General features: G+C 56.8%; 14 protein-coding genes, 2 tRNA genes and 2 rRNA genes. 6 read left to right on the forward strand and 12 right to left on the reverse strand.

Annotated features, from left to right (window positions below):
* Positions 1–37: 37 nt before the first annotated feature.
* The 5 genes from ABVR31_RS04865 (at position 38) to ABVR31_RS04885 (ending at position 5,239) form a co-directional block, all read left to right on the forward strand.
* Positions 38–114: transfer RNA gene (locus ABVR31_RS04865), tRNA-Ile, on the forward strand.
* 116 nt (positions 115–230) lie between these two features.
* Positions 231–306, forward strand: a tRNA-Ala gene (locus tag ABVR31_RS04870).
* Positions 307–508: 202 nt separating this feature from the next.
* Positions 509–3,413, forward strand: a 23S ribosomal RNA gene (locus ABVR31_RS04875).
* Between the two features lie 197 nt (positions 3,414–3,610).
* A 5S ribosomal RNA gene (rrf, locus tag ABVR31_RS04880) occupies positions 3,611–3,726 on the forward strand.
* A 211-nt stretch (positions 3,727–3,937) separates the two neighbouring features.
* Positions 3,938–5,239: an MFS family transporter gene (locus ABVR31_RS04885; protein ID WP_372771940.1), complete on the forward strand. Its 1,302-nt coding sequence runs from the start codon at positions 3,938–3,940 to the stop codon at positions 5,237–5,239.
* Here the strand turns inward: ABVR31_RS04885 and ABVR31_RS04890 are convergent, their stop codons facing one another.
* The 5 genes from ABVR31_RS04890 to trxC form a co-directional block, all read right to left on the reverse strand.
* Positions 5,240–5,560 (reverse strand): YfiM family lipoprotein, encoded by a 321-nt coding sequence (locus tag ABVR31_RS04890; RefSeq protein ID WP_372771942.1) that lies wholly within the window; start codon positions 5,558–5,560, stop codon positions 5,240–5,242.
* A 3-nt stretch (positions 5,561–5,563) separates the two neighbouring features.
* Positions 5,564–6,922 (reverse strand): CDP-diacylglycerol--serine O-phosphatidyltransferase, encoded by a 1,359-nt coding sequence (gene pssA / locus ABVR31_RS04895; RefSeq protein WP_176428114.1) that lies wholly within the window; start codon positions 6,920–6,922, stop codon positions 5,564–5,566.
* Between the two features lie 83 nt (positions 6,923–7,005).
* On the reverse strand, positions 7,006–9,693 hold the full coding sequence (locus ABVR31_RS04900) for a GNAT family N-acetyltransferase (protein ID WP_372773975.1): 2,688 nt from the start codon (positions 9,691–9,693) through the stop codon (positions 7,006–7,008).
* Positions 9,694–9,779: 86 nt separating this feature from the next.
* Entirely contained in the window at positions 9,780–10,472 is a 693-nt protein-coding gene (locus tag ABVR31_RS04905; RefSeq protein ID WP_372771944.1) for a tRNA-uridine aminocarboxypropyltransferase, read from the reverse strand.
* Between the two features lie 76 nt (positions 10,473–10,548).
* Positions 10,549–10,968 carry a thioredoxin TrxC gene (gene trxC / locus ABVR31_RS04910; protein ID WP_021313847.1) on the reverse strand — a complete coding sequence of 140 codons (420 nt, stop codon included), beginning with the start codon at positions 10,966–10,968 and terminating at the stop codon, positions 10,549–10,551.
* Between the two features lie 156 nt (positions 10,969–11,124).
* Here trxC and ABVR31_RS04915 point away from each other — a divergent pair, with 156 nt between their 5' ends.
* Complete coding sequence (locus tag ABVR31_RS04915; RefSeq protein ID WP_372771946.1) at positions 11,125–12,237, forward strand: tRNA/rRNA methyltransferase; 1,113 nt, start codon at positions 11,125–11,127, stop codon at positions 12,235–12,237.
* Between the two features lie 42 nt (positions 12,238–12,279).
* Here ABVR31_RS04915 and emrB read toward each other — a convergent pair whose 3' ends face one another.
* The 7 genes from emrB to nrdF form a co-directional block, all read right to left on the reverse strand.
* Positions 12,280–13,815, reverse strand: coding sequence for a multidrug efflux MFS transporter permease subunit EmrB (gene emrB, locus ABVR31_RS04920; RefSeq protein WP_021506464.1), 1,536 nt, complete (start codon positions 13,813–13,815; stop codon positions 12,280–12,282).
* Positions 13,816–13,832: 17 nt separating this feature from the next.
* Positions 13,833–15,005 (reverse strand): multidrug efflux MFS transporter periplasmic adaptor subunit EmrA, encoded by a 1,173-nt coding sequence (gene emrA, locus ABVR31_RS04925; RefSeq protein WP_222951720.1) that lies wholly within the window; start codon positions 15,003–15,005, stop codon positions 13,833–13,835.
* A 149-nt stretch (positions 15,006–15,154) separates the two neighbouring features.
* Positions 15,155–15,685 carry a transcriptional repressor MprA gene (gene mprA, locus ABVR31_RS04930; RefSeq protein ID WP_021506466.1) on the reverse strand — a complete coding sequence of 177 codons (531 nt, stop codon included), beginning with the start codon at positions 15,683–15,685 and terminating at the stop codon, positions 15,155–15,157.
* Positions 15,686–16,398: 713 nt separating this feature from the next.
* Complete coding sequence (gene proX, locus ABVR31_RS04935) at positions 16,399–17,394, reverse strand: glycine betaine/L-proline ABC transporter substrate-binding protein ProX (RefSeq protein ID WP_372771949.1); 996 nt, start codon at positions 17,392–17,394, stop codon at positions 16,399–16,401.
* Between the two features lie 63 nt (positions 17,395–17,457).
* Positions 17,458–18,648, reverse strand: coding sequence for a glycine betaine/L-proline ABC transporter permease ProW (gene proW, locus ABVR31_RS04940; RefSeq protein WP_372771951.1), 1,191 nt, complete (start codon positions 18,646–18,648; stop codon positions 17,458–17,460).
* A complete protein-coding gene (gene proV, locus ABVR31_RS04945; protein WP_372771953.1) occupies positions 18,645–19,841 on the reverse strand; it encodes a glycine betaine/L-proline ABC transporter ATP-binding protein ProV in 1,197 nt (398 codons plus the stop codon). Before proV ends, proW begins: the two co-directional genes overlap by 4 nt.
* Positions 19,842–20,448: 607 nt before the next feature.
* Complete coding sequence (gene nrdF / locus ABVR31_RS04950) at positions 20,449–21,408, reverse strand: class 1b ribonucleoside-diphosphate reductase subunit beta (protein WP_336701409.1); 960 nt, start codon at positions 21,406–21,408, stop codon at positions 20,449–20,451.
* Between the last annotated feature and the right edge of the window lie 3 nt (positions 21,409–21,411).

The following is a 21,411-nucleotide window of genomic DNA, read 5'->3' on the forward strand; positions in this document are numbered from 1 at the left end:
GTCTGATGAACTTTAGAGAAGAGCGTAAAACGCCTGCAGGCTTGTAGCTCAGGTGGTTAGAGCGCACCCCTGATAAGGGTGAGGTCGGTGGTTCAAGTCCACTCAGGCCTACCAAATCATTTCTCATGCTGCGTTACAGCGCCGCTCGCATAGAAGACTATGCGTCGCGACACTGCGCCTTGCCTGAAAAATGATTCTCCTTGGTACTCATGCGTTTTACAACACTCATCGGGGCTATAGCTCAGCTGGGAGAGCGCCTGCCTTGCACGCAGGAGGTCAGCGGTTCGATCCCGCTTAGCTCCACCATCAACGAACCCGCGTTGATACAACTTCAGAATGCATTTACTGAATGCATTGCGAAGTTATTGCTCTTTAACAATCCGGAACAAGCTGAAAATTGAAACGACACGTCGTGTTCATTCTCCGTAATAAGAATGAAATTTACGATGTGTTCGGGTCTCTCAAATGCTTGCAGTCTGCAGCGTTGCAAAACGCCTGTGGGTTGTGAGGTTAAGCGACTAAGCGTACACGGTGGATGCCCTGGCAGTCAGAGGCGATGAAGGACGTGCTAATCTGCGAAAAGCGACGGTAAGGTGATATGAACCGCTACAGCCGTCGATGTCCGAATGGGGAAACCCGGTGCACTCTGTGCATCATCGTTAACTGAATACATAGGTTAACGAGGCGAACCGGGGGAACTGAAACATCTAAGTACCCCGAGGAAAAGAAATCAACCGAGATTCCCCCAGTAGCGGCGAGCGAACGGGGAGCAGCCCAGGACCTGAATCAGCTTGTGCATCAGTGGAAGCGTCTGGAAAGTCGCGCGATACCGGGTGACAGCCCCGTACACGAAGATGCATGAGTTGTGAGTCCGACGAGTAGGGCGGGACACGTGGTATCCTGTCTGAATATGGGGGGACCATCCTCCAAGGCTAAATACTCCTGACTGACCGATAGTGAACCAGTACCGTGAGGGAAAGGCGAAAAGAACCCCGGCGAGGGGAGTGAAACAGAACCTGAAACCGTGTACGTACAAGCAGTGGGAGCCTACTTGTTAGGTGACTGCGTACCTTTTGTATAATGGGTCAGCGACTTATATTCTGTAGCAAGGTTAACCGCATAGGGGAGCCGAAGGGAAACCGAGTCTTAATTGGGCGTTAAGTTGCAGGGTATAGACCCGAAACCCGGTGATCTAGCCATGGGCAGGTTGAAGGTTGGGTAACACTAACTGGAGGACCGAACCGACTAATGTTGAAAAATTAGCGGATGACTTGTGGCTGGGGGTGAAAGGCCAATCAAACCGGGAGATAGCTGGTTCTCCCCGAAAGCTATTTAGGTAGCGCCTCGTGAACTCATCTCCGGGGGTAGAGCACTGTTTCGGCTAGGGGGCCATCCCGGCTTACCAACCCGATGCAAACTGCGAATACCGGAGAATGTTATCACGGGAGACACACGGCGGGTGCTAACGTCCGTCGTGAAGAGGGAAACAACCCAGACCGCCAGCTAAGGTCCCAAAGTCATGGTTAAGTGGGAAACGATGTGGGAAGGCACAGACAGCCAGGATGTTGGCTTAGAAGCAGCCATCATTTAAAGAAAGCGTAATAGCTCACTGGTCGAGTCGGCCTGCGCGGAAGATGTAACGGGGCTAAACCATGCACCGAAGCTGCGGCAGCGACACTATGTGTTGTTGGGTAGGGGAGCGTTCTGTAAGCCGCTGAAGGTGTGCTGTGAGGCACGCTGGAGGTATCAGAAGTGCGAATGCTGACATAAGTAACGATAAAGCGGGTGAAAAGCCCGCTCGCCGGAAGACCAAGGGTTCCTGTCCAACGTTAATCGGGGCAGGGTGAGTCGACCCCTAAGGCGAGGCTGAAAAGCGTAGTCGATGGGAAACAGGTTAATATTCCTGTACTTGGTGTTACTGCGAAGGGGGGACGGAGAAGGCTAGGTTATCCGGGCGACGGTTGTCCCGGTTTAAGCGTGCAGGTGTGAAGACCAGGCAAATCCGGTCTTCTTTAACACTGAGGCGTGATGACGAGCCGCCACGGCGGTGAAGTAACTGATGCCCTGCTTCCAGGAAAAGCCTCTAAGCTCCAGGTAACACGAAATCGTACCCCAAACCGACACAGGTGGTCAGGTAGAGAATACCAAGGCGCTTGAGAGAACTCGGGTGAAGGAACTAGGCAAAATGGTGCCGTAACTTCGGGAGAAGGCACGCTGGCGCGTAGGTGAAGGGACTTGCTCCCGGAGCCGAGGCCAGTCGAAGATACCAGCTGGCTGCAACTGTTTATTAAAAACACAGCACTGTGCAAACACGAAAGTGGACGTATACGGTGTGACGCCTGCCCGGTGCCGGAAGGTTAATTGATGGGGTTATCCGCAAGGAGAAGCTCTTGATCGAAGCCCCGGTAAACGGCGGCCGTAACTATAACGGTCCTAAGGTAGCGAAATTCCTTGTCGGGTAAGTTCCGACCTGCACGAATGGCGTAATGATGGCCAGGCTGTCTCCACCCGAGACTCAGTGAAATTGAAATCGCTGTGAAGATGCAGTGTACCCGCGGCAAGACGGAAAGACCCCGTGAACCTTTACTATAGCTTGACACTGAACATTGAGCCTTGATGTGTAGGATAGGTGGGAGGCTTTGAAGCGTGGACGCCAGTCTGCGTGGAGCCAACCTTGAAATACCACCCTTTAATGTTTGATGTTCTAACGTAGGCCCGTAATCCGGGCTGCGGACAGTGTCTGGTGGGTAGTTTGACTGGGGCGGTCTCCTCCCAAAGCGTAACGGAGGAGCACGAAGGTTGGCTAATCCTGGTCGGACATCAGGAGGTTAGTGCAATGGCATAAGCCAGCTTGACTGCGAGAGTGACGGCTCGAGCAGGTGCGAAAGCAGGTCATAGTGATCCGGTGGTTCTGAATGGAAGGGCCATCGCTCAACGGATAAAAGGTACTCCGGGGATAACAGGCTGATACCGCCCAAGAGTTCATATCGACGGCGGTGTTTGGCACCTCGATGTCGGCTCATCACATCCTGGGGCTGAAGTAGGTCCCAAGGGTACGGCTGTTCGCCGTTTAAAGTGGTACGCGAGCTGGGTTTAGAACGTCGTGAGACAGTTCGGTCCCTATCTGCCGTGGGCGCTGGAGAATTGAGGGGGGTTGCTCCTAGTACGAGAGGACCGGAGTGAACGCACCGCTGGTGTTCGGGTTGTCATGCCAATGGCACTGCCCGGTAGCTAAGTGCGGAAGAGATAAGTGCTGAAAGCATCTAAGCACGAAACTTGCCCCGAGATGAGTTCTCCCTGACCCTTTAAGGGTCCTGAAGGGACGTTGAAGACGACGACGTTGATAGGCCGGGTGTGTAAGCGCAGCGATGCGTTGAGCTAACCGGTACTAATGACCCGTGAGGCTTAACCTTACAACGCCAGAGGCGTTTTGGTCCGAGAGACCGAAAGAATTTTCAGCTTTGTTCACCGGATTACGTCCAGTGGATTTTGTGCTGTGACAAGGCGGCACGCGAGACGACGTGAAGGAGCATACACGAGTATGTGACTGAGCGGCGCGAGCGGGGCAACGCAGTCAGAGCGCGAAAGACGCGGACGAAAACAGAATTTGCCTGGCGGCAACAGCGCGGTGGTCCCACCTGACCCCATGCCGAACTCAGAAGTGAAACGCCGTAGCGCCGATGGTAGTGTGGGGCCTCCCCATGCGAGAGTAGGGAACTGCCAGGCATCAAATAAGTAAAAAAGCCCCGGACGAGAGTCCGGGGCTTTTTTACGTCTGGCGATCGCTAAATCCACTTCACCCCTTGCAAAATCTCTCCCTAAAACTCCAGCTCTGTCACATTTTGTCATCCTGAACGGGCTCTGATTCCCCCGCGCCGCCCTCAGATGCTTTACTCATTGCTTTAGCGATGTTCTTCGCAAGGAAATGAGGTAAAAGATGACCGACTTACAACAAAAATCGGCCCAGCCGGAAGCGGCAGCCGTCAGTAAACAACGCATCTGGGCCATTGTCGGCGCGTCGTCCGGCAATCTGGTCGAATGGTTTGATTTCTACGTCTACTCGTTCTTCTCGCTCTATTTTGCCCATGTATTTTTCCCGGCCGGCGACACTACCACCCAGCTGCTGCAAACGGCCGGCGTTTTTGCGGCGGGCTTCTTAATGCGTCCTATCGGTGGCTGGCTATTCGGCTACATCGCGGACCGTCACGGCCGAAAAAGTTCGATGCTGATCTCGGTATGCATGATGTGTTTTGGTTCTCTGGTCATCGCCTGTTTACCCGGCTATGGCGAAATAGGCATTGCGGCACCGGTGATTTTACTGCTGGCGCGCATGTTTCAGGGCTTATCGGTGGGCGGTGAATATGGTACCAGCGCTACCTACATGAGTGAGGTGGCACTGGAAGGGCGCAAAGGCTTCTACGCGTCGTTCCAGTACGTCACCCTGATTGGCGGTCAGCTGTTAGCCGTGCTGACGGTCGTGGTGCTGCAACAAATCCTCAGTGATGAAGCGCTGCGCAGCTGGGGCTGGCGTATTCCGTTCTTTCTTGGCGCGGTTCTGGCCGTGGTCGCTCTGTGGTTGCGTCGCTCACTGAATGAAACCTCCGAGAAAAAGCACCGGGAACATCGCGATGCCGGCAGCATTCTTGGCCTGCTGCGTAACCATTCGCGCGCCTTCCTGATGGTGCTTGGCTTTACCGCTGGCGGATCGCTGAGCTTCTATACCTTCACAACCTACATGCAGAAATATCTGGTGAACACGGCGGGTATGGATGCGCGCAGCGCCAGTGCGTTGATGACCGGCGCGCTGCTGGTATTCATGCTGATTCAGCCGATTGTGGGTGCGCTGTCAGATAAGATTGGCCGGCGGGCATCAATGATGATCTTCGGCGCTGGCGCGGCTATCTGTACCGTGCCGATTTTGATGTTGCTGCAGAATGTGCAAAGTAGCGGGCTGGCGTTCGTGCTGGTGATGCTGGCGCTGATTATTACCAGTTTCTACACTGCGATCAGCGGCATCCTTAAAGCGGAGATGTTCCCGCCGGAAGTGCGGGCGCTCGGCGTAGGGCTTTCCTATGCGGTAGCTAATGCTATCTTTGGCGGTTCGGCCGAATACGTGGCGCTGTTGCTGAAGAAGCACGACATCGAAACCACCTTCTTCTGGTATGTCTCGGCAATGGGCGCGCTGGCATTTCTGGTATCACTGATGCTGCACCGCAAAGGGAAGGGGATTGCACTGTGACTACTGGCTCAGGTTCCACAGGGCAATGCCGCTGGCCGCACCGGCGACATCCCAGCTGAGATCCTTCCAGCTCCAGCCGCTCCCGGCATGGCGGCTGTCCCAGGCTTCTTTGGCTACGCCGAAGCTTAGCGAAAAGAGCAGGCCGAAGCGCAGATTTTGCCCACGCCCCTGGTGTTGATGCTGAGAGATCTCACTGCCGGCGGCAGCCAGGGCGGCAGAGGAGAAAAAGTGTTGCGCCTTATCCTGGCCGGTCCAGCTGTCCTGCGCCACATGCGCACATCCGCTACACAGTAATCCCGCACAGAGGATGAGCGCACGCATCGGCTACAGCAGACGGCTAATAAGGCGATCGATACGGATGCGACGCAGACGGCGAATCAGCTTACGCACCTTAGCCGGATAATCAGAGATGCTCTCCAGCTCGCGGAAATGTTTCACCACCGTGGTGTGCTGACGGATCAACGCCAGTTCCTTATCGCGCTGCTCTGCCAGCTGGTTGAGCGGATCGTGAATCAGCACCGCATTTTCCAGATCGAGTCGCCATGCGCGCGGATTGAGGTTATTACCGGTGATCATCATCCATTCGTCATCAACCCAGATGCCTTTCAGGTGATAGCTATTGTCGCCATCTTTCCACAAACGTACCGTCAGCTGGCCGTTATTGACGTAATACTGCAACCGGCTGAGAAAGCGACGCAGGTTGATTTCATACAGATAGGGCAGCGCACCGATAATCTTGAACGGCTCGTGTGGCGGAATGTAGAAATCGTTGGCGGTTTTATCGCCGACGATGATCTCGACCTCTTTGCCCTGACGCAGCAGCTGGATCAGATTGCGCACCAGAATGGCCGGCAGGTTAAAGTACGGCGTGCACAGCGTGAGCTTACGCTCGGCGCAGGGCATTAAATGGAAGATGGTTTTGTTCAGCAGGCTACGTTTACCCAGCCCGACCAGCGGCGTGACGGCCAGTGATTCGTTGCCAGCATCACCGGTAAACTGATAATTGAAGCTGCGCAGCTCCTGGCGAAACTGGCGGGTTTCATTCTTGATTTCCGGGCTGGAGGGACGTTCGGCCTGGTCGAGACGGTTAACGGCCTCAGAATGTTTGAGATTCTCACCAATCCACTGAAACATGGTGTCCGCCAGCTGCGGATTTCGGATCAGCTGATAACGGTCATAACGGTATTTGTCATGCTGATGCAGATAAACATCGTTCAGGCTGGCACCGCTGTAGAGCAGCGTATCGTCAATGATAAAGCCTTTCAGATGCAGAACACCGAGCGCTTCACGGGTGTTCACCGGAATGCCATACACCGGAATCGCGATATCGGGATGCTGCGCCGCCATTTCGCAATACCAGTCGGCATTCGTCAGGCCGCGCGCGGCACCGATACGGCCGCGCTGCGCACGATGCCAGTCCACCAGAATGCTGACATCCAGTTCCGGGCGCGCCTGACGGGCTGCATACAGCGCCTGCATGATGCTGCGCCCGCCGTCATCATTTTCCAGATACAGCGCGGCGATGCAGATGCGTTTTTCTGCCGTAGCAATTTTCGTCAGCAGGGTTTCACGAAACTCGGCGGGCGAGTAAAGCGTGGTCACATCCGACACGGACTGTGACAGTTTAGGCAGCTGTGCGAGGTGTTGTTGGTGTTTATTGCGTTTGAATTTAGACAACATCACAGTGCACTTCTTCTCTGTTCATTGTATGGCCTTTTGCCATCAAATCATGATCCTAACGGTAAATAATAACATCAACCGGCCGGTTAAGGAGGATTTTTACCTTTCTCTACAGCCAGGTCGCCGGTGTCAGCCAGCGGTAAATTCAGGCTGACAATGCCATCATCCAGTTGAATATTCACACGAAAATTGAGTTTTCGCGCCAGGGTAATCATGCCGGTATTGTGCGGCATGGTGATACCGTTCAATTGTTGCAGGCCGTGATCGCGTGTATAGCGGATCATCTTTTCCAGCAGCCGTCTGCCCATGCCCAGACCCTTCAGGTCGGAACGCACCAATACCGAAAATTCTGCGTCGATATTGTCAGCATCGGAGATCGCGCGCGTCACGCCGATGATCTCATCGGCACCGTTATGCTGGCGTACTGCGACAATCGCCATCTCCCGGTCGTAATCGATCTGCGTCATGTTCGCCAAATCGTCGTGGGTAAACTCATTGATCTCACTGAAGTAGCGATAGTAAAGGTCTTCTTTGGTGACCTGGGCGATGAAGGCGCGTAGCTGCGGTTCATCCTCCGGCAGAATTGGCCTAAACAGGCAGCGCTGGCCATCTTTAAGCTGTACCTGCTCTTCCAGATGGTGCGGATAGGGACGAATCGCCAGCCGCGCCTCACTGTCGCCATGAAACGGAGCCAGCTGCAGCGTCACGTCCAGCAGGGTAAAGGTATTGGCGGATGCCAGCAGCGGATGAATATCCAGCCGCTGAATCTCCGGACAGTCGACCACCAGGTTTGATACCTGCACCAGCAGCTGACTCAGACCGGTGATGTCCAGCGGTCGCAGTGCACTGCGGCTGCGCACTTTGCCGCTCTTCAGTGCCTGAATCACCAGATAGCGCGCCAGCGTCATATTCAGCGGCGGCAACGCTACGGAGGCCTGCTTGTCCGGTTGCCACTCCACACCGCCTTCGCCCAGCATGATGATCGGGCCAAACAGCGGGTCATGCTCAACCACCACCCGCAACTCCTGTGCACCGGCGCGGTTCGCCATACTTTGCACCAGCAGGCCGTCAATGCGCGCCTGCGGATGCGTTTCACGCACGCGATCGAAGATGGCGTCTGCTGCCTGTTCAACTTCTGCCGCGCTGCGCAGATAGAGCATCACGCCCTGTACATCCGACTTATGCGCAATATCCGGCGAGCGTAGCTTGAGCGCCACCGGATAACCAATCTGGTCGGCAATCTTAGCGGCAGACTGGCTGTCGCTGGCGATCCAGGTTGGCAGCGTCGCCAGCCCGTAAGCCTGCAGTATGGGCTGCACCTCGTGCGTATCCAGCGTGGTAATGCCGCTATCCAGTGCCTGTTGCAGCAGCTGATGTGCCTCGGCGCTGTTTTGCGTCAGGCCCAGCGGCAGCGCTGGCGTTTCGCGTAGCTGTTTCTGGTTACGCCGATACTCAACCTGGTGCATGAACGCCGTCACCGTACCTTCTGGCGTGCGCCAGGTCGGAATGCCAGCCTGGGTGAATGCGCGGCGGGCTTCCTGCGAAGAGTGTTCCCCGCACCAGTTGGTCAGCAGCGTCACCTGCTTACCCCGCGGATGCGCGGCCACCGCCGCAATAATCTGCGCGGCGGTTTCACTGGCCGGAGAGACGGCGCTGGGTGAATGGATGATCATCAGTGCATCCAGTTCATGGCTGTCGAGCAGCTGTGTTACGCAGGCCACGTACAGCGCGGGCGTCGCATGATCTTTCAAATCCAGCGGATTACCGCGCCCGATGCCCTCCGGCAGCAGGGCCGCCAGCGCCTGCAGCGTGGGCTCATCCAGCGTCGCCAGCTTGCCGTTACGCGCATAGAGTTCATCTAACGCCAGCGCTGCCGGGGCGGCCCCGTTGCTGATAATCATCAGGCGCTCACCGCGCAGCGGGCGCATGTGGCTGAGCGACTCCACGGCGGAAAACAGCTCATGCGTGTCCTGCACGCGCAGCAGACCGGCGCGCTGAATGGCGGCATCCCAGGCGGCATCCAGTCCGCTGGCGGTGCCGATCATCGCCTGTGCCTGATGGCTGCGACCGCTTTTGATCACCAGAATCGGTTTATTACGCGCTGCGCTACGCGAGGCAGAAACGAAGCGCCGGGCGTCGCTCAGGTGTTCCAGGTAGAGCAAAATGGCGCTGGTTTTGCCATCGCGTGCAAGAAAATCCAGCAGGTCGTCGACGTCAATATCCAGGCTGTCGCCCAGTGCGATAAACCACGAAAAGCCCAGGTTGCGCTGTTGCGCCCAGTCGAGAATGGTGTTGGACACCGCCGCCGATTGCGAAATAAAGGCGATGCGTCCTTTCGCAATCGGTACCGGTGAGAAGCTGGCATTCAGCCCCTGCCAGGGGGCTAACAGGCCCAGACTGTTGGGGCCCAGCAGGCGCATCTGCCACTGGCTGGCACAGGCTTTCAGCGCCTCCAGCTGGCTGGCCGGCGCGGAGAGAATGATGCAGGCTTTACAGCCTTTTTCTCCCAGCTGCTGTAACAGTTCCAGATTGCGTCTGGCGTGGGTGCAGATAATCGCCAGATCGGGGGCGAAGGGCAGGCTGGCCACATCCGGCCAGGCCAGCACGCCGCTGACCGCCTTGTATTTGGGCGTGACCGGCAACACCGGACCGCCAAAGCCGCCCGCCAGCAGGTTGCGCATCATCAGATAGCCAGCGCGGCCCGGTTTTATCGACGCACCCAGCACCGCAATTGATTTCGGTCGTAACAGCGCTTCCAGTCCACGTTGGCTCATCATTCGCTCCTGCTCTCGGGATTGGCATGATTGTAAACGCTTTTACGCCGGTTGCCGATTTGTCGATGTCAGGCTGCGAGCCAGCTTCAGAAATTATCTGCTTGCGCGTGTATTGGATGGTGGGGTTTACCGGCCAGATAGGCCTGACGAAAGCGTTCAAAGTGCTGCTGCAACGCCTGCGCCGCCGAGGCGTCACCTGCCTGTTCCAGCAGCGCGGCGGCCACTTCGGCGGTACAGTGCTGGCCAGGCGCGTGGGCTTCGCGCAGCGTGTAGCGCGACGGCGTCGCCACATTCAGTGACATCACCGGAAAGCTATCCAGCCACGGACTTTTGCGGAACATTTTGCGCGCTTCGGTCCAGGTACCGTCGAGCATAATAAACAGCGGGGGCTTGCCGCCGGTGGGCGGCGTGGTCAGCACCTGGCGATCGGCATCGGCGTAGGCACCGGGAAAAACCACCATCGGCTGATAATCCGCCGTCTGCACTGCCGCCAGCAGCGCGGCGTCGGGCTCGGTGCGCGACCAGCCAAAGGCCTGGGTTTCCGGCAGAATGTCGGCAATCAGCCGGCCGGTATTACTGGGTTTCATTGGTTCAGTATCAAACATCACCAGGCAAAACCGGCTGCGCGCCTGTTGCGGCTGCAGGGTCGCGCACAGACAGTTTTTATGCGGCAGCAGGCAGCGCTGACAGCGCAGCACGCGGTTGCCTCGGGCGAGAAACGGGCGCGTGGCACGCGCTAAACGCTGCGCACGCAGGCGCAGGACGGCATTTTCAGACATAGCATCGCGGACAGGGAAAAACGCCAGTGTAATAGAAGGGCAAAAACAAGGCCAGCGCGTGGCTGGCCCTGGGGGATCAGAGTGATTCGTCGAGCCATTCGTTGAATGGCGCTTTCGGCATCGCACCGTTCAGCATGTCCACCATCTCACCGTTTTTGAACAGCATAATGGTTGGGATGCTGCGGATGCGAAAACGCGTGCTGAGTGCAGGTTCCGCCTCAGTGTTCACTTTCACGAAGCGCACTTTGCCGCGCCGCTCGTCGGCGACGTCTTTAAACACCGGCGCGAAGTTCACGCACGGGCCGCACCATGGCGCCCAGAAGTCGACCACGACCGGCAGATCGTCCTGCAGGTATTTATCCAGCGTGGCCGCCGTGGCATTCACCACTTCACCGCTAAACAGCGCATCGCCGCAGCGACCGCATTTGGCTCCGTCGGCCAGACGTTCTTCTGGAACGCGGTTAGTTGCCTGACAGGAGGCACATACAGTATTCATCGTCACCTCAAACCGGACCTGTAAATCTTAGGATTGGTGAACATTATGAAAAGGTTGAATGCTATGCTCAATCTGGATTAAGCAATAGGTTCAATAGTTGATAGCTAAGCGCCGACACATCAGGTAATCTTCGCGCTCTCAATGCTGGAGGAACAGATGAACGACGAATTTAAAGGCAAAAGCGGCAAGGTAAAAGTGATGTACGTACGTGATGAGGAGGGCGGTCAGAAGCCAAATCCCCGTACCGGCAAAGGCGGCCGTCCTGCTGCGCGCCAGGAAGAGAATCGTCGCTCTGGTCCTCGCAGCACCCGTAATAATGAAGAGAGCGGTCGTCCGCGCACCACCCGTGGCGATGATGCCGGGCGTTCGCGTGGTCCGCGTGACGATAGCGCGCGCGGTCGCCGCAGCGATCGGGACGATCGCGGCTTCAGTGATTCACCGTGGCGCACCGTGTCACGTCCGCCAGTCGCCGCTGAAGCGGATGCGGGTGACGAAGCGGCCAGCAGCAAGCCGGTTATCGACCCGGAACTGATTCGCCGTCAGCGTCAGGAAGAGACGCGCGTATACGGCGAAAACGCCTGCCAGGCGCTGTTCCAGAGCCGTCCCGAAAGCATCGTCCGTGCCTGGTTCGTGCAAAGCGTCACGCCGCGCTTCCGCGAAACCCTGCGCTGGCTGGCAGCAAACCGCAAAGCCTATCACGTGGTGGACGACGCCGAGCTGGCGAAAGCGTCCGGAACTGAACACCACGGCGGCGTGTGCTTCATTATTAAGAAGCGCATGGGCATGCCGGTGGCGGAATGGCTGCAGCAGGCGCAGAGCAAAGACTGCGTACTGGCGCTGGAAGATGTCAGCAACCCGCACAACCTTGGCGGTATCATGCGCAGCTGCGCGCACTTTGGCGTCAAAGGTTTGCTGGTCAATGATGCCTCGCTGCTGGAGTCGGGTGCCGCAGTCCGCACGGCCGAAGGTGGTGCAGAGCACGTCCAGGCAATCAGCGGCGAAAGCTTTGCTGCGGGTCTGGAAGCGTTCCGCAAAGCCGGTTACACCATCGTGACCACGTCCAGCCACGCCGGTACGCCGCTGGCGCAGGCAGCGCTGCCAGCCAAAATGGTACTGGTACTGGGTCAGGAGCGTGAAGGTCTGTCAGACAGCGCATTCCAGCAGGGCGATATCAGCCTGTCGATTGGCGGTACCGGCAACGTTGAAAGCCTCAACGTCTCGGTCGCGACCGGTATCCTGCTCGCCGAATGGTGGCGTCAGAACGCATAAATAAAAAAACGGGCCGCTGTGGCCCGTTTTTGTTTCTGTCACTCAGTGCGCGCCACCGCCGCCGCCGCCCGCGCCAAACGGCGGTCGGGCAAACCACACCAGAACCAGCAGGACCAAAAACACCCCCGCCGATGCCCAGAAGATCTCGTTAGCCGAGATAATCAGGCCCTGATTAGTAATTTGCTGGGCGATATAAGCCGACGCCTGCTGCTGCGTCATGCCCATGCTTTGCAGCTGATCATACATTTGCTGCGAATTTGGATTGAATGGATTAACCGATTCCGACAGGTAGCTGTGGTGCATCGATTCGCGGTCTGTCCACATGGTGGTGGTGATTGACGTTCCGATTGAACCCGCCAGCGTACGCACAAAGTTCGACAGGCTGGAGGCCGCCGCCATACGCTCTGGCGGCAAGCCGGACAGCGTAATGGTGGTCAGCGGCATAAAGAAGCAGGCTACCGCGAACCCCTGGATAAACTGCGGCCACGCGGAGGCACCGAAATCCATCCCCGGCTCAAACGTATACGCACGCCAGTAGAAGCACACCGCGTACATGATAAAACTAAAGGTTACCAGCCGCCGCATATCGAGCTTATGGGCGAAGCGACCAATGATCGGCGACAGAATCACCGGAATGATCCCCACCGGCGCCGATGCCAGCCCTGCCCAGGTGGCGGTATAGCCATATACCTCCTGGAGCAGCTGCGGCAGCAGGACGATCGAGCCGAAGTACAGCATGTAAGCCAGACTGATCGACAGACAGCCGATGGTGAAATTTCGCTTCTTAAACAGCGACAAATCGACAATCGGGTGATCGTCGGTCAGCTCCCACACCAGCAGCACGGCCAGCGACACCACCGCGACCACCGTCAGCACGATGATTTCGGTTGAGCCAAACCAGTCGAGTTCTTTACCGCGGTCAAGCATCACCTGCAGAGAACCAATCCCCACCACCAGCAGCACCAGACCGACCATATCGATCGGGCGGATCTCAGTTTTGGTTTCGCGCCCGCGCAGGGTTTGCAGCGTCAGCATCACCACCACCACGCCAATCGGCACGTTGATGAAGAAGATCCAGCCCCAGTGATAGTTGTCGCTGATCCAGCCACCGAGAATCGGACCGCAGATCGGCGCAACGATCACCGTCATCGCCCACAGCGACAGCGCCACGCTGCGCTTGGCCGGCGGGTAGTTGTTCAGCAGCAAACTTTGCGACAGCGGAATCAGCGGACCGGCCACTACGCCCTGAATCACGCGGAAGAAGATCAGCATTTCCAGGCTTTCGGACATGCCGCACGCCCATGAGGCCAGCGCGAACAGAATGGTCGACCAGGTGAACAGCTTCACTTCACCGACGCGCTTTGCCAGCCAGCCGGTGATCGGGATCGAGATGGCATTCGCCACCCCGAAAGAGGTGATCACCCAGGTGCCCTGCGAGTTGGACGCCCCGAGGTTACCGGCGATGGTCGGGATCGCCACGTTAGCGATGGTGGAGTCGAGTACCTGCATGAACGTCGCCAGCGACAGGGCGATGGTCATCAGAACTAACGGCGCACCTTCAAGCGGCTTTTGTGCCATAACAGCCTCCCGCGAGGTTATTGCGCGTTGGCACGGACAATGTCAGCGATCAGCTGGTTAACCGGCGCAAGGTCGATTGCCAGCGCGTTACTTTCATACGCGGCCTGGGTGCGGACATTGCTGGCCAGCGCGGCGCCATCTTTGTTCTGGGTATCTACTTTCACCAGCGTGGAGAGGCCGATACGCAGCGGATGTTGCGCCACTTGCTGCGGATCGAGTTCGATACGCACCGGCAGGCGCTGTACCACTTTGATCCAGTTACCGGTGGCGTTCTGCGCTGGCAGCAGCGAGAAGGCGCTACCGGTGCCCATATCCAGACCCACCACTTTGCCGTGATACTCCACATCATCGCCGTAGATATCACTGATGACCGTGGCGGGCTGACCGATGCGCACGCCTGCCAGCTGCGTCTCTTTAAAGTTAGCGTCAACCCACAGGTTGGTGGCCGGCACCACCGCCAGCAGCGGTGTGCTGGTGGAGATCTGTGAACCGACCTGCACGCTGCGACGCGAGACATAGCCGTCCATCGGACTGCGGATGTCGGTGCGCTGCAGCGCCAGCCAGGCATCGCGCAGCTCAGCGGCGCTCTGTTTTACCGCCGGCTGGTTTTCGAGGTCGGTATTCAGGATCATCGCCTGGTTCGCGTTGTACTGCTGAATCGCCACGTCCAGCTGGGCTTTCGCCGTGGCCACGGCATCACGTGCGTGCTGCAGCTCTTCGCGACCAATCAGATTGGCGGCACCGAGCGGCTCGCGACGTTTCAGGTCGGATTCGGCCTGATCCAGCGCGGTCTGTTGCAGCTTGATGCTGGCCTGATACTGTTTGCCGTTGATCATCAGCTGGTGCGTCTGGCGCACGCTGGTGGCCAGCGCGGTCTGCGCTTTCTCGAATGCCTGCTGCGCATCGGTTTTATCCAGCGACACCAGAATGTCGCCTTTTTTCACCCGATCTGTATCCTCGAACCACACTTTATTCACGCTGCCGGAAACCTGGGCCATCACCTGCACCTGGTTGCCTGCCACGTAGGCGTCATCGGTTTCCTGGAAGTGGCGCAGCACCAGATACCAGTAAGCCAGATAACCCACACCAATCACGATAAACACGATAGCCAGCAGGATCAGCGCACCTTTGCGCTTCTTCTTTTTGTTCGCGGGCTGTTGCGGGCTTTGAGCTTCCGCTGTCGCACTCATGTCGTTCTCCACGTTTGCCATTTAGTCGGGATGTGTTGATCCATCAACACGGTCGCCCGAGTCGAAAAAGCCAGCGTTTGCAACGCTGGCCGGATAAAAGGGGATTAAAATAGCGATTTCGGTGGGTGATTGTGTCGCAGTTCTTGCTATTAACGCGACAGGGAAGCGATAACCTGATCTTCGTCCATTTTATCGAGACGGTTAAGCAACTTACGCGTGATGGCTTCCAGTTGCTCCTGCTCGGTATCGGTCAGCGAAGACCACAGATACTGCAGGCTCTGATGCTGTGGTGGCAGCAGCTGACGTAAGAATTCGTTACCTTTTTCCGTCAGGTGCAGGTGCAGGCAACGGCGATCGTTATCGCTCTCACGACGCTCGATCCAGCCGCGCTTTTCCAGTTCATCAGCGATGCGCGTCGCGTTGGTGCGGGAAGAACCCAGCGCCGAGCTCAGCTCAGAAGGCTGAATGCTCTGGTTTTCCTGCGCGTCCAGCGTAATCAGCGCCATGAATAAAGTTTCGTTAATTCCCTGCGCCTTCAACATTTTGTTGCGATTATCCAGCAGCTTGCCCTGCATGTGCATGCACAGACGGGTCAGGATGATCTCCTGCAGCGGAAAATCTTTGTGGCGATTAGCACGGATGTTTAGCATCTGCTCAATGGGAGTAAACGAGCTTTCCATTAAAAACCTCTTAGTTGCAACAAATATAATAATGAGGGTGACAGATTAAGCGTAGTCATATTTTCCGCCTGTGATTGTTTGCACCGTCACACTGTCAGCACCTGGCGTTCCAGGTCGGTCCATAACCCTGGGCTCTGCGCCCTGACCAGCCGCTTTGCAGACAAAGCCGCCATCGTCATCAATTCACTAAGCGAAACCTTCAGTGGATTGAATAATTTCGCGAGTAAAAATAACTTAGGTGAATAACTGTGTGGCTAACCATAACAAAGCCAATCATTAATGAACAGTATCGCTCACCACTTTGCATTGATCTTTACGTTTTCTAAACACTTTTCCCGGCCGGCTTTGCTGGAGTAAATCAATGGGTTAATCGACAAGGCACCGGTTAGTCCGGGTAACGCGCCAGCACCAGCGGCGTGATGAATTCCGTTCGTCGTCTGCCGTATAACCGGCATGTGGCAGGGTGAATGCCACCGATAACGCAGACTCATCCTGGCGCGACGGACCCGATGCGGGCGGCGGAAAGGAGACATAGCTGGTGGGAAAAGCGGGTAAATAATCATATGTGGGTAATAGTAACCCAAAAAATTATTTCAATGTTGTGTTAATTAACAGGACGTACCAGTACGCTATAGCGCACGCTTCGCTTACTGACGGGGCGGAAGGGCGGAAAATGGCGGCACCACGTGGCTGAGACGGGGTGCCGCGCGGGCTTATTTCGCCGCCGCCATGGCGTCGCTGACCCATTTATCAAATTCCGCCTGATGAGCTTTGATCCAGCCGTCAACGTGGCCGTTGATGTCCGCTTCTGAGGCGTGACCGGCATGCATCGCGGCGTTCTCGGCATTGATGTCGCCAATCGGCAGCTTCATTTCAGCAAACAGTTTTGCCGCCGCCGGATTCTTCTCCGCCCAGGCTTTGTTGGCCACGATATGCATGGTGTTCACCGGGAAGCCATAGTTGGCGCCGTTGGCCAGTCTGGTATCCACTGTGCTCTGCGCGCCTGGCAGTGAGGAGAACGGCACCTGCAGCCACACCACATCTTTGCCTGGCTTCAGCACGTCGCTCACCCAGTATGGCGTCCAGGTGTAATAGAGAATCGGTTTACCCTGTTTAAAGCGCGTAATGGTGTCGGCAATCATCGCCGAGTAGTTACCCTGGTTGTGTACCACGGTATCGCTCAGTTTGTAGGCCTCGATCTGGTGGTTAATCACCGCTTCACAGCCCCAGCCTGGCGTACAGCCGGTCAGGTCTGCTTTGCCATCGCCATTGGTATCAAACAGTTTGGCCAGCTTCGGATCCTTCAGTTGCTCGATGTTGGTGATGTGGTACTGATCGGCGGTTTTCTTGTCGATCAGGTAACCCTGCGCGGCACCGCTGACGTAGGTGCCCTGGCGATAAAATTTATTATCACCGCCGGCGGCTTTGTACATGTCGTCATGCAGCGGTTGCCAGTTGGTGGCGATAAAGGTGGCATCGCCGCCGGCAATGGTGGTGTAAGCCACGTTGTAATCCACTTCACTCGGCTTCTCAACGGTGTAGCCGAGTTTCTCCAGCGCGCGGCTCACCAGCAGCGTCTGGAAGGTCTCTTCGGAAATGGTACTCTGAGCCGGTTTAACGGTAATGCCTTTGCCCGGAAGGTCGGCGGCGGACACGTGCGTCGCGGCAACCGTGGTCAGGACGGCGGCGAATAGAGCTGTCTTGCGCATAGTCATTCCTTATTTTACGTGTGACGTCGGAGACGGGCGACCGCAGCGGGCCGCCCAAAGAAATCAGGCTTTTTTACTGAATGGACGCAGCAACAAACCCAGCGGCCCGCTGCTGTACCAGTGGCGGCTGCCACGACTGCGGCTGTCGCGACCTACTGACTGCGTCAGGCGGTCGAGAATGATGGCGAGGATCACGATACCGACGCCGCCCACGCTGGCGAGCCCCATATCGAGACGGCCAATACCGCGCAGCACCATCTGGCCCAGACCGCCAACGGCAATCATCGAGGCGATGACCACCATCGACAGCGCCAGCATCAGTGTCTGATTGACGCCAGCCATAATGGTCGGCATCGCCAGCGGCAGCTGGACCTTGAACAGCATCTGGCGCGGGCTGGCACCGAAAGATTCACTGGCTTCGATCAGGTCAGCCGGCACCTGCTTGATGCCGAGTATGGTGAGACGTACCACCGGCGGCAGGGCAAAGATAATCGTCACCACTACGCCCGGCACGTTGCCGATACCAAACAGCATGACGATGGGCACCAGATAGACGAACGCTGGCGTGGTTTGCATCGCATCCAGCAGGGGCCGCACGATGCGCGCCGCGCGCTCACTGCGCGCCAGCCAGATGCCAAGCGGCAGGCCAATCAGTACGCAAAACAGCAGGGCGGTGAGCACCAGCGCCAGCGTCACCATCGCCTGGGACCAGGCACCGATCATGCCAATCAGCACCAGCGATATCAGCGTGGCGAGGCCCATCGCCGGGCTGGCAATCTGCCAGGCAATCAGCGCAAACACCACGATCGCCACCGGCGCAGGCAGCCCCATCAGCAGTTGCTGGAAGGCGCTGAGGATATAATCCACCGGCACGCGAATGCCCTGAAACAGCGGACGGAAATGGGTTACCACCCAGTCGATGCCTTCGGTGACCCAGCGATCCAGCGGAATCAGCGTGGTGTGGAACGGATCCAGCAGGCTGAAGTGATCCGGTGCCGCGGCCGGTGCGCTGCTCAGCCAGTCGCTGCTGCTGGCGGCGCTGCTGACGGCATCGTGTCCACCACTGCTGGCAGCATCCGATGTACTGCCGGCGGCGTTGCCCCAGGCATCGGCGGCGCTGGCGCTGCTGTCAGCCGGCGTGCTGCTACCTGTCGCGGACCACGGATCGCTGCTGGCTGCGGCGGCGTTGCTGGTGGCGGGTGGTGCGCTGGTCTGGCTGGCGCTTTCCCATGGATTGGCGTTTTGTGCATTCATGGCTGGGCTCCTTCACGATCTAAAGCGCGTAACAGCGTGCTTTTGGAAATGATACCGACGTACTGCTGATCTTCGCCGATCACCGGCACCGCACAGGGCGCCTGCGCGACGTGAGAGAGTAAATCGTTAAGCGAGGTATCGGCAGGCACCGCCAGCGGTGCGTAGAGCAGCGCGTTATCCAGCCCTTCACCGGCGGCGAGTGCCGCTTTCAGCGAGTCAGTGGAGACGACGCCGATGAATTTCTGTTTCTCCAGCACGTAGCCATATTCGCGGTCTTCATCCTGCAGCAGTTTGATCGCCGACCGCGGACCGAAACCGGCGGCCTTACGAATCAGCGCGCCGGCACTGCGGCGGGCGATATCTTTGGCGCTGAAGACGTGACTGATATCCACGCCGCGGAAGAAGGTGCGCACATAATCGTTGGCCGGATTATTGAGGATTTCATCCGGCGTGCCGACCTGCACCACTTCGCCGCCCTGCATGATGGCGATGCGGTCGCCAATACGCATGGCTTCATCCAGATCGTGGGAAATAAACACGATGGTGCGCTGATGTTTCGCCTGCAGTTTTACCAGTTCATCCTGCATTTCCGTGCGAATTAATGGATCAAGTGCGGAAAAGGCTTCGTCCATTAGCAATATATCCGGATTAATCGCCAGTGCGCGGGCTAATCCAACACGCTGACGCATTCCGCCGGAGAGTTCATCGGGCCAGGCATGAGCATAATTTTCCAGCCCGACCTGACGCAGCGCGTCGAGCGCTTTTTCCTGCCGCTCCTGCAGCGCCACGCCAGCTAATTCCATGCCAAAGGCCGTATTATTTAGCACCGTCATGTGCGGCATCAGTGCGAATGACTGGAATACCATGCTGATTTTATTTCTGCGCACATCACGCAATTCTGCGTCGGATATTTTGGCAATATCGACGCCATCAATAATCACCTGGCCGCGTGTCGGCTCGATCAGACGATTGAGAAGGCGAACCATAGTGGACTTGCCGGAGCCGGACAGCCCCATAATGACAAAGATCTCGCCTTCTTCAATGGCCAGACTGGCATTTTTGACGCCGAGTGAGAGGCCGGTTTTCGCCAGAATACTCTCTTTACTCTCGCCTTTTTCAATCAGCTTAAATGCCTTTTCGGGATGATCGCCAAATACCTTATATAAATTCTTTACTTCGAGTTTAATTGCCATGCAGTAATGAAATTCCTGGTTAAATGTCTGACTATTTCTTGTTGTACCCTGCGTAAATTTAAGCGCCTATACCGTAGCATAGTGAGATTATCTGACAACCCTTGACGGAAATATCTGGCGTGACACGTATGGCGCGACAGTGGCTAATTCCAGTGCCTGCAAGGGATGAGACGGGATAAATTTTTTCTGAATTTTTTGTGAAATTAAACCGGTTTCGGCCAGAATTATTGCCGGAAGGCGGATAAATCACGCTTAGTCAGGCGAAATATTCCGACGATGAATGGCGCTAAATAGGTAAAATAATCACGCGCGGAATTAACGTTATTTCGGGGGAGATGGCGAGAATGCAGGAGAGGAAAATGAATGAGCAGAACGTGGTGGGATCGATATGAAATTAACAGGGTCGGCATAAATGCCGACCCTGTGGATGTATCATCAACCTAACCGCTGGAGGCGCGTTCCGGTCGGCATGAATGCCGACCTTACAGATGCATCAACCTAACCGCTGGGTGCATTTCAGGCGACATGATTAACCCAACCGTAGGGTGCGCATTGATGCGCACCGCTTACGGTGCAATGTGCACCCTTTACCGCGCACCGCACGCGACTAAAAATTCCAGTCCTCGTCCTCGGTTTCAACCGCTTTACCCATCACATAGGATGAACCGGAACCCGAAAAGAAATCGTGGTTTTCATCGGCGTTGGGCGACAGCGCCGACAGAATCGCCGGATTTACCGCCGTCAGCTCCGCCGGGAACAGCGCTTCGTAACCCAGGTTCATCAGCGCCTTGTTGGCATTGTAATGCAGGAAGGTTTTCACCTCTTCGGCCCAGCCCACGTCGGCATACAGCGCTTCGGTGTACACCACCTCGTTTTCATATAGCGCCAGCAGTAAATCGATGGCGAACTGTTGCAGCTCAGCGCGGCGCACGTCGTCAACGGTTTCCAGCGCTTTCTGGTACTTATAGCCGATGTAATAACCGTGTACCGCTTCATCACGGATAATCAGCCGAATCAGATCGGCGGTATTGGTCAGCTTGCCGCGGCTTGACCAGTACATCGGCAGCCAGAAGCCGGAGTAAAACAGGAACGACTCCAGAAAGACGCTGGCGATTTTCTTCTTCAGCGGATCGCTGGCGCGGTAGTGCTCCAGCACGATCTTTGCCTTGTTCTGCAGGGCGGCATTCTCCTCACTCCAGCGGTAGGCGGCATCCACGTCGGCGGTGTTACACAGCGTGGAAAAGATCGAACTGTAAGAGCGCGCGTGAACCGCTTCCATAAAGCTGATGTTCGACAGCACCGCCTCTTCATGCGGCGTCAGCGCATCTTCCATCAGCCCCGGTGCGCCAATGACGTTCTGAATGGTGTCGAGCAGCGTCAGACCGGTAAACACCCGAATCGTAAGCTGCTGCTGCTGCGGGTCGAGCGACTGCCATGCCGGCAGATCGTTGGACAGCGGCACCTTCTCCGGCAGCCAGAAGTTGCTGGTAAGACGGTTCCACACTTCGAGATCTTTCTCGTCCTGGATGCGGTTCCAGTTAATCGCCTGAATTTGTTTAAGTTGCATAGT

The sequence above is a fragment of the Pantoea sp. WEP genome (assembly GCF_041678305.1).
Classification (GTDB): Bacteria; Pseudomonadota; Gammaproteobacteria; order Enterobacterales; family Enterobacteriaceae; genus Pantoea; species Pantoea dispersa.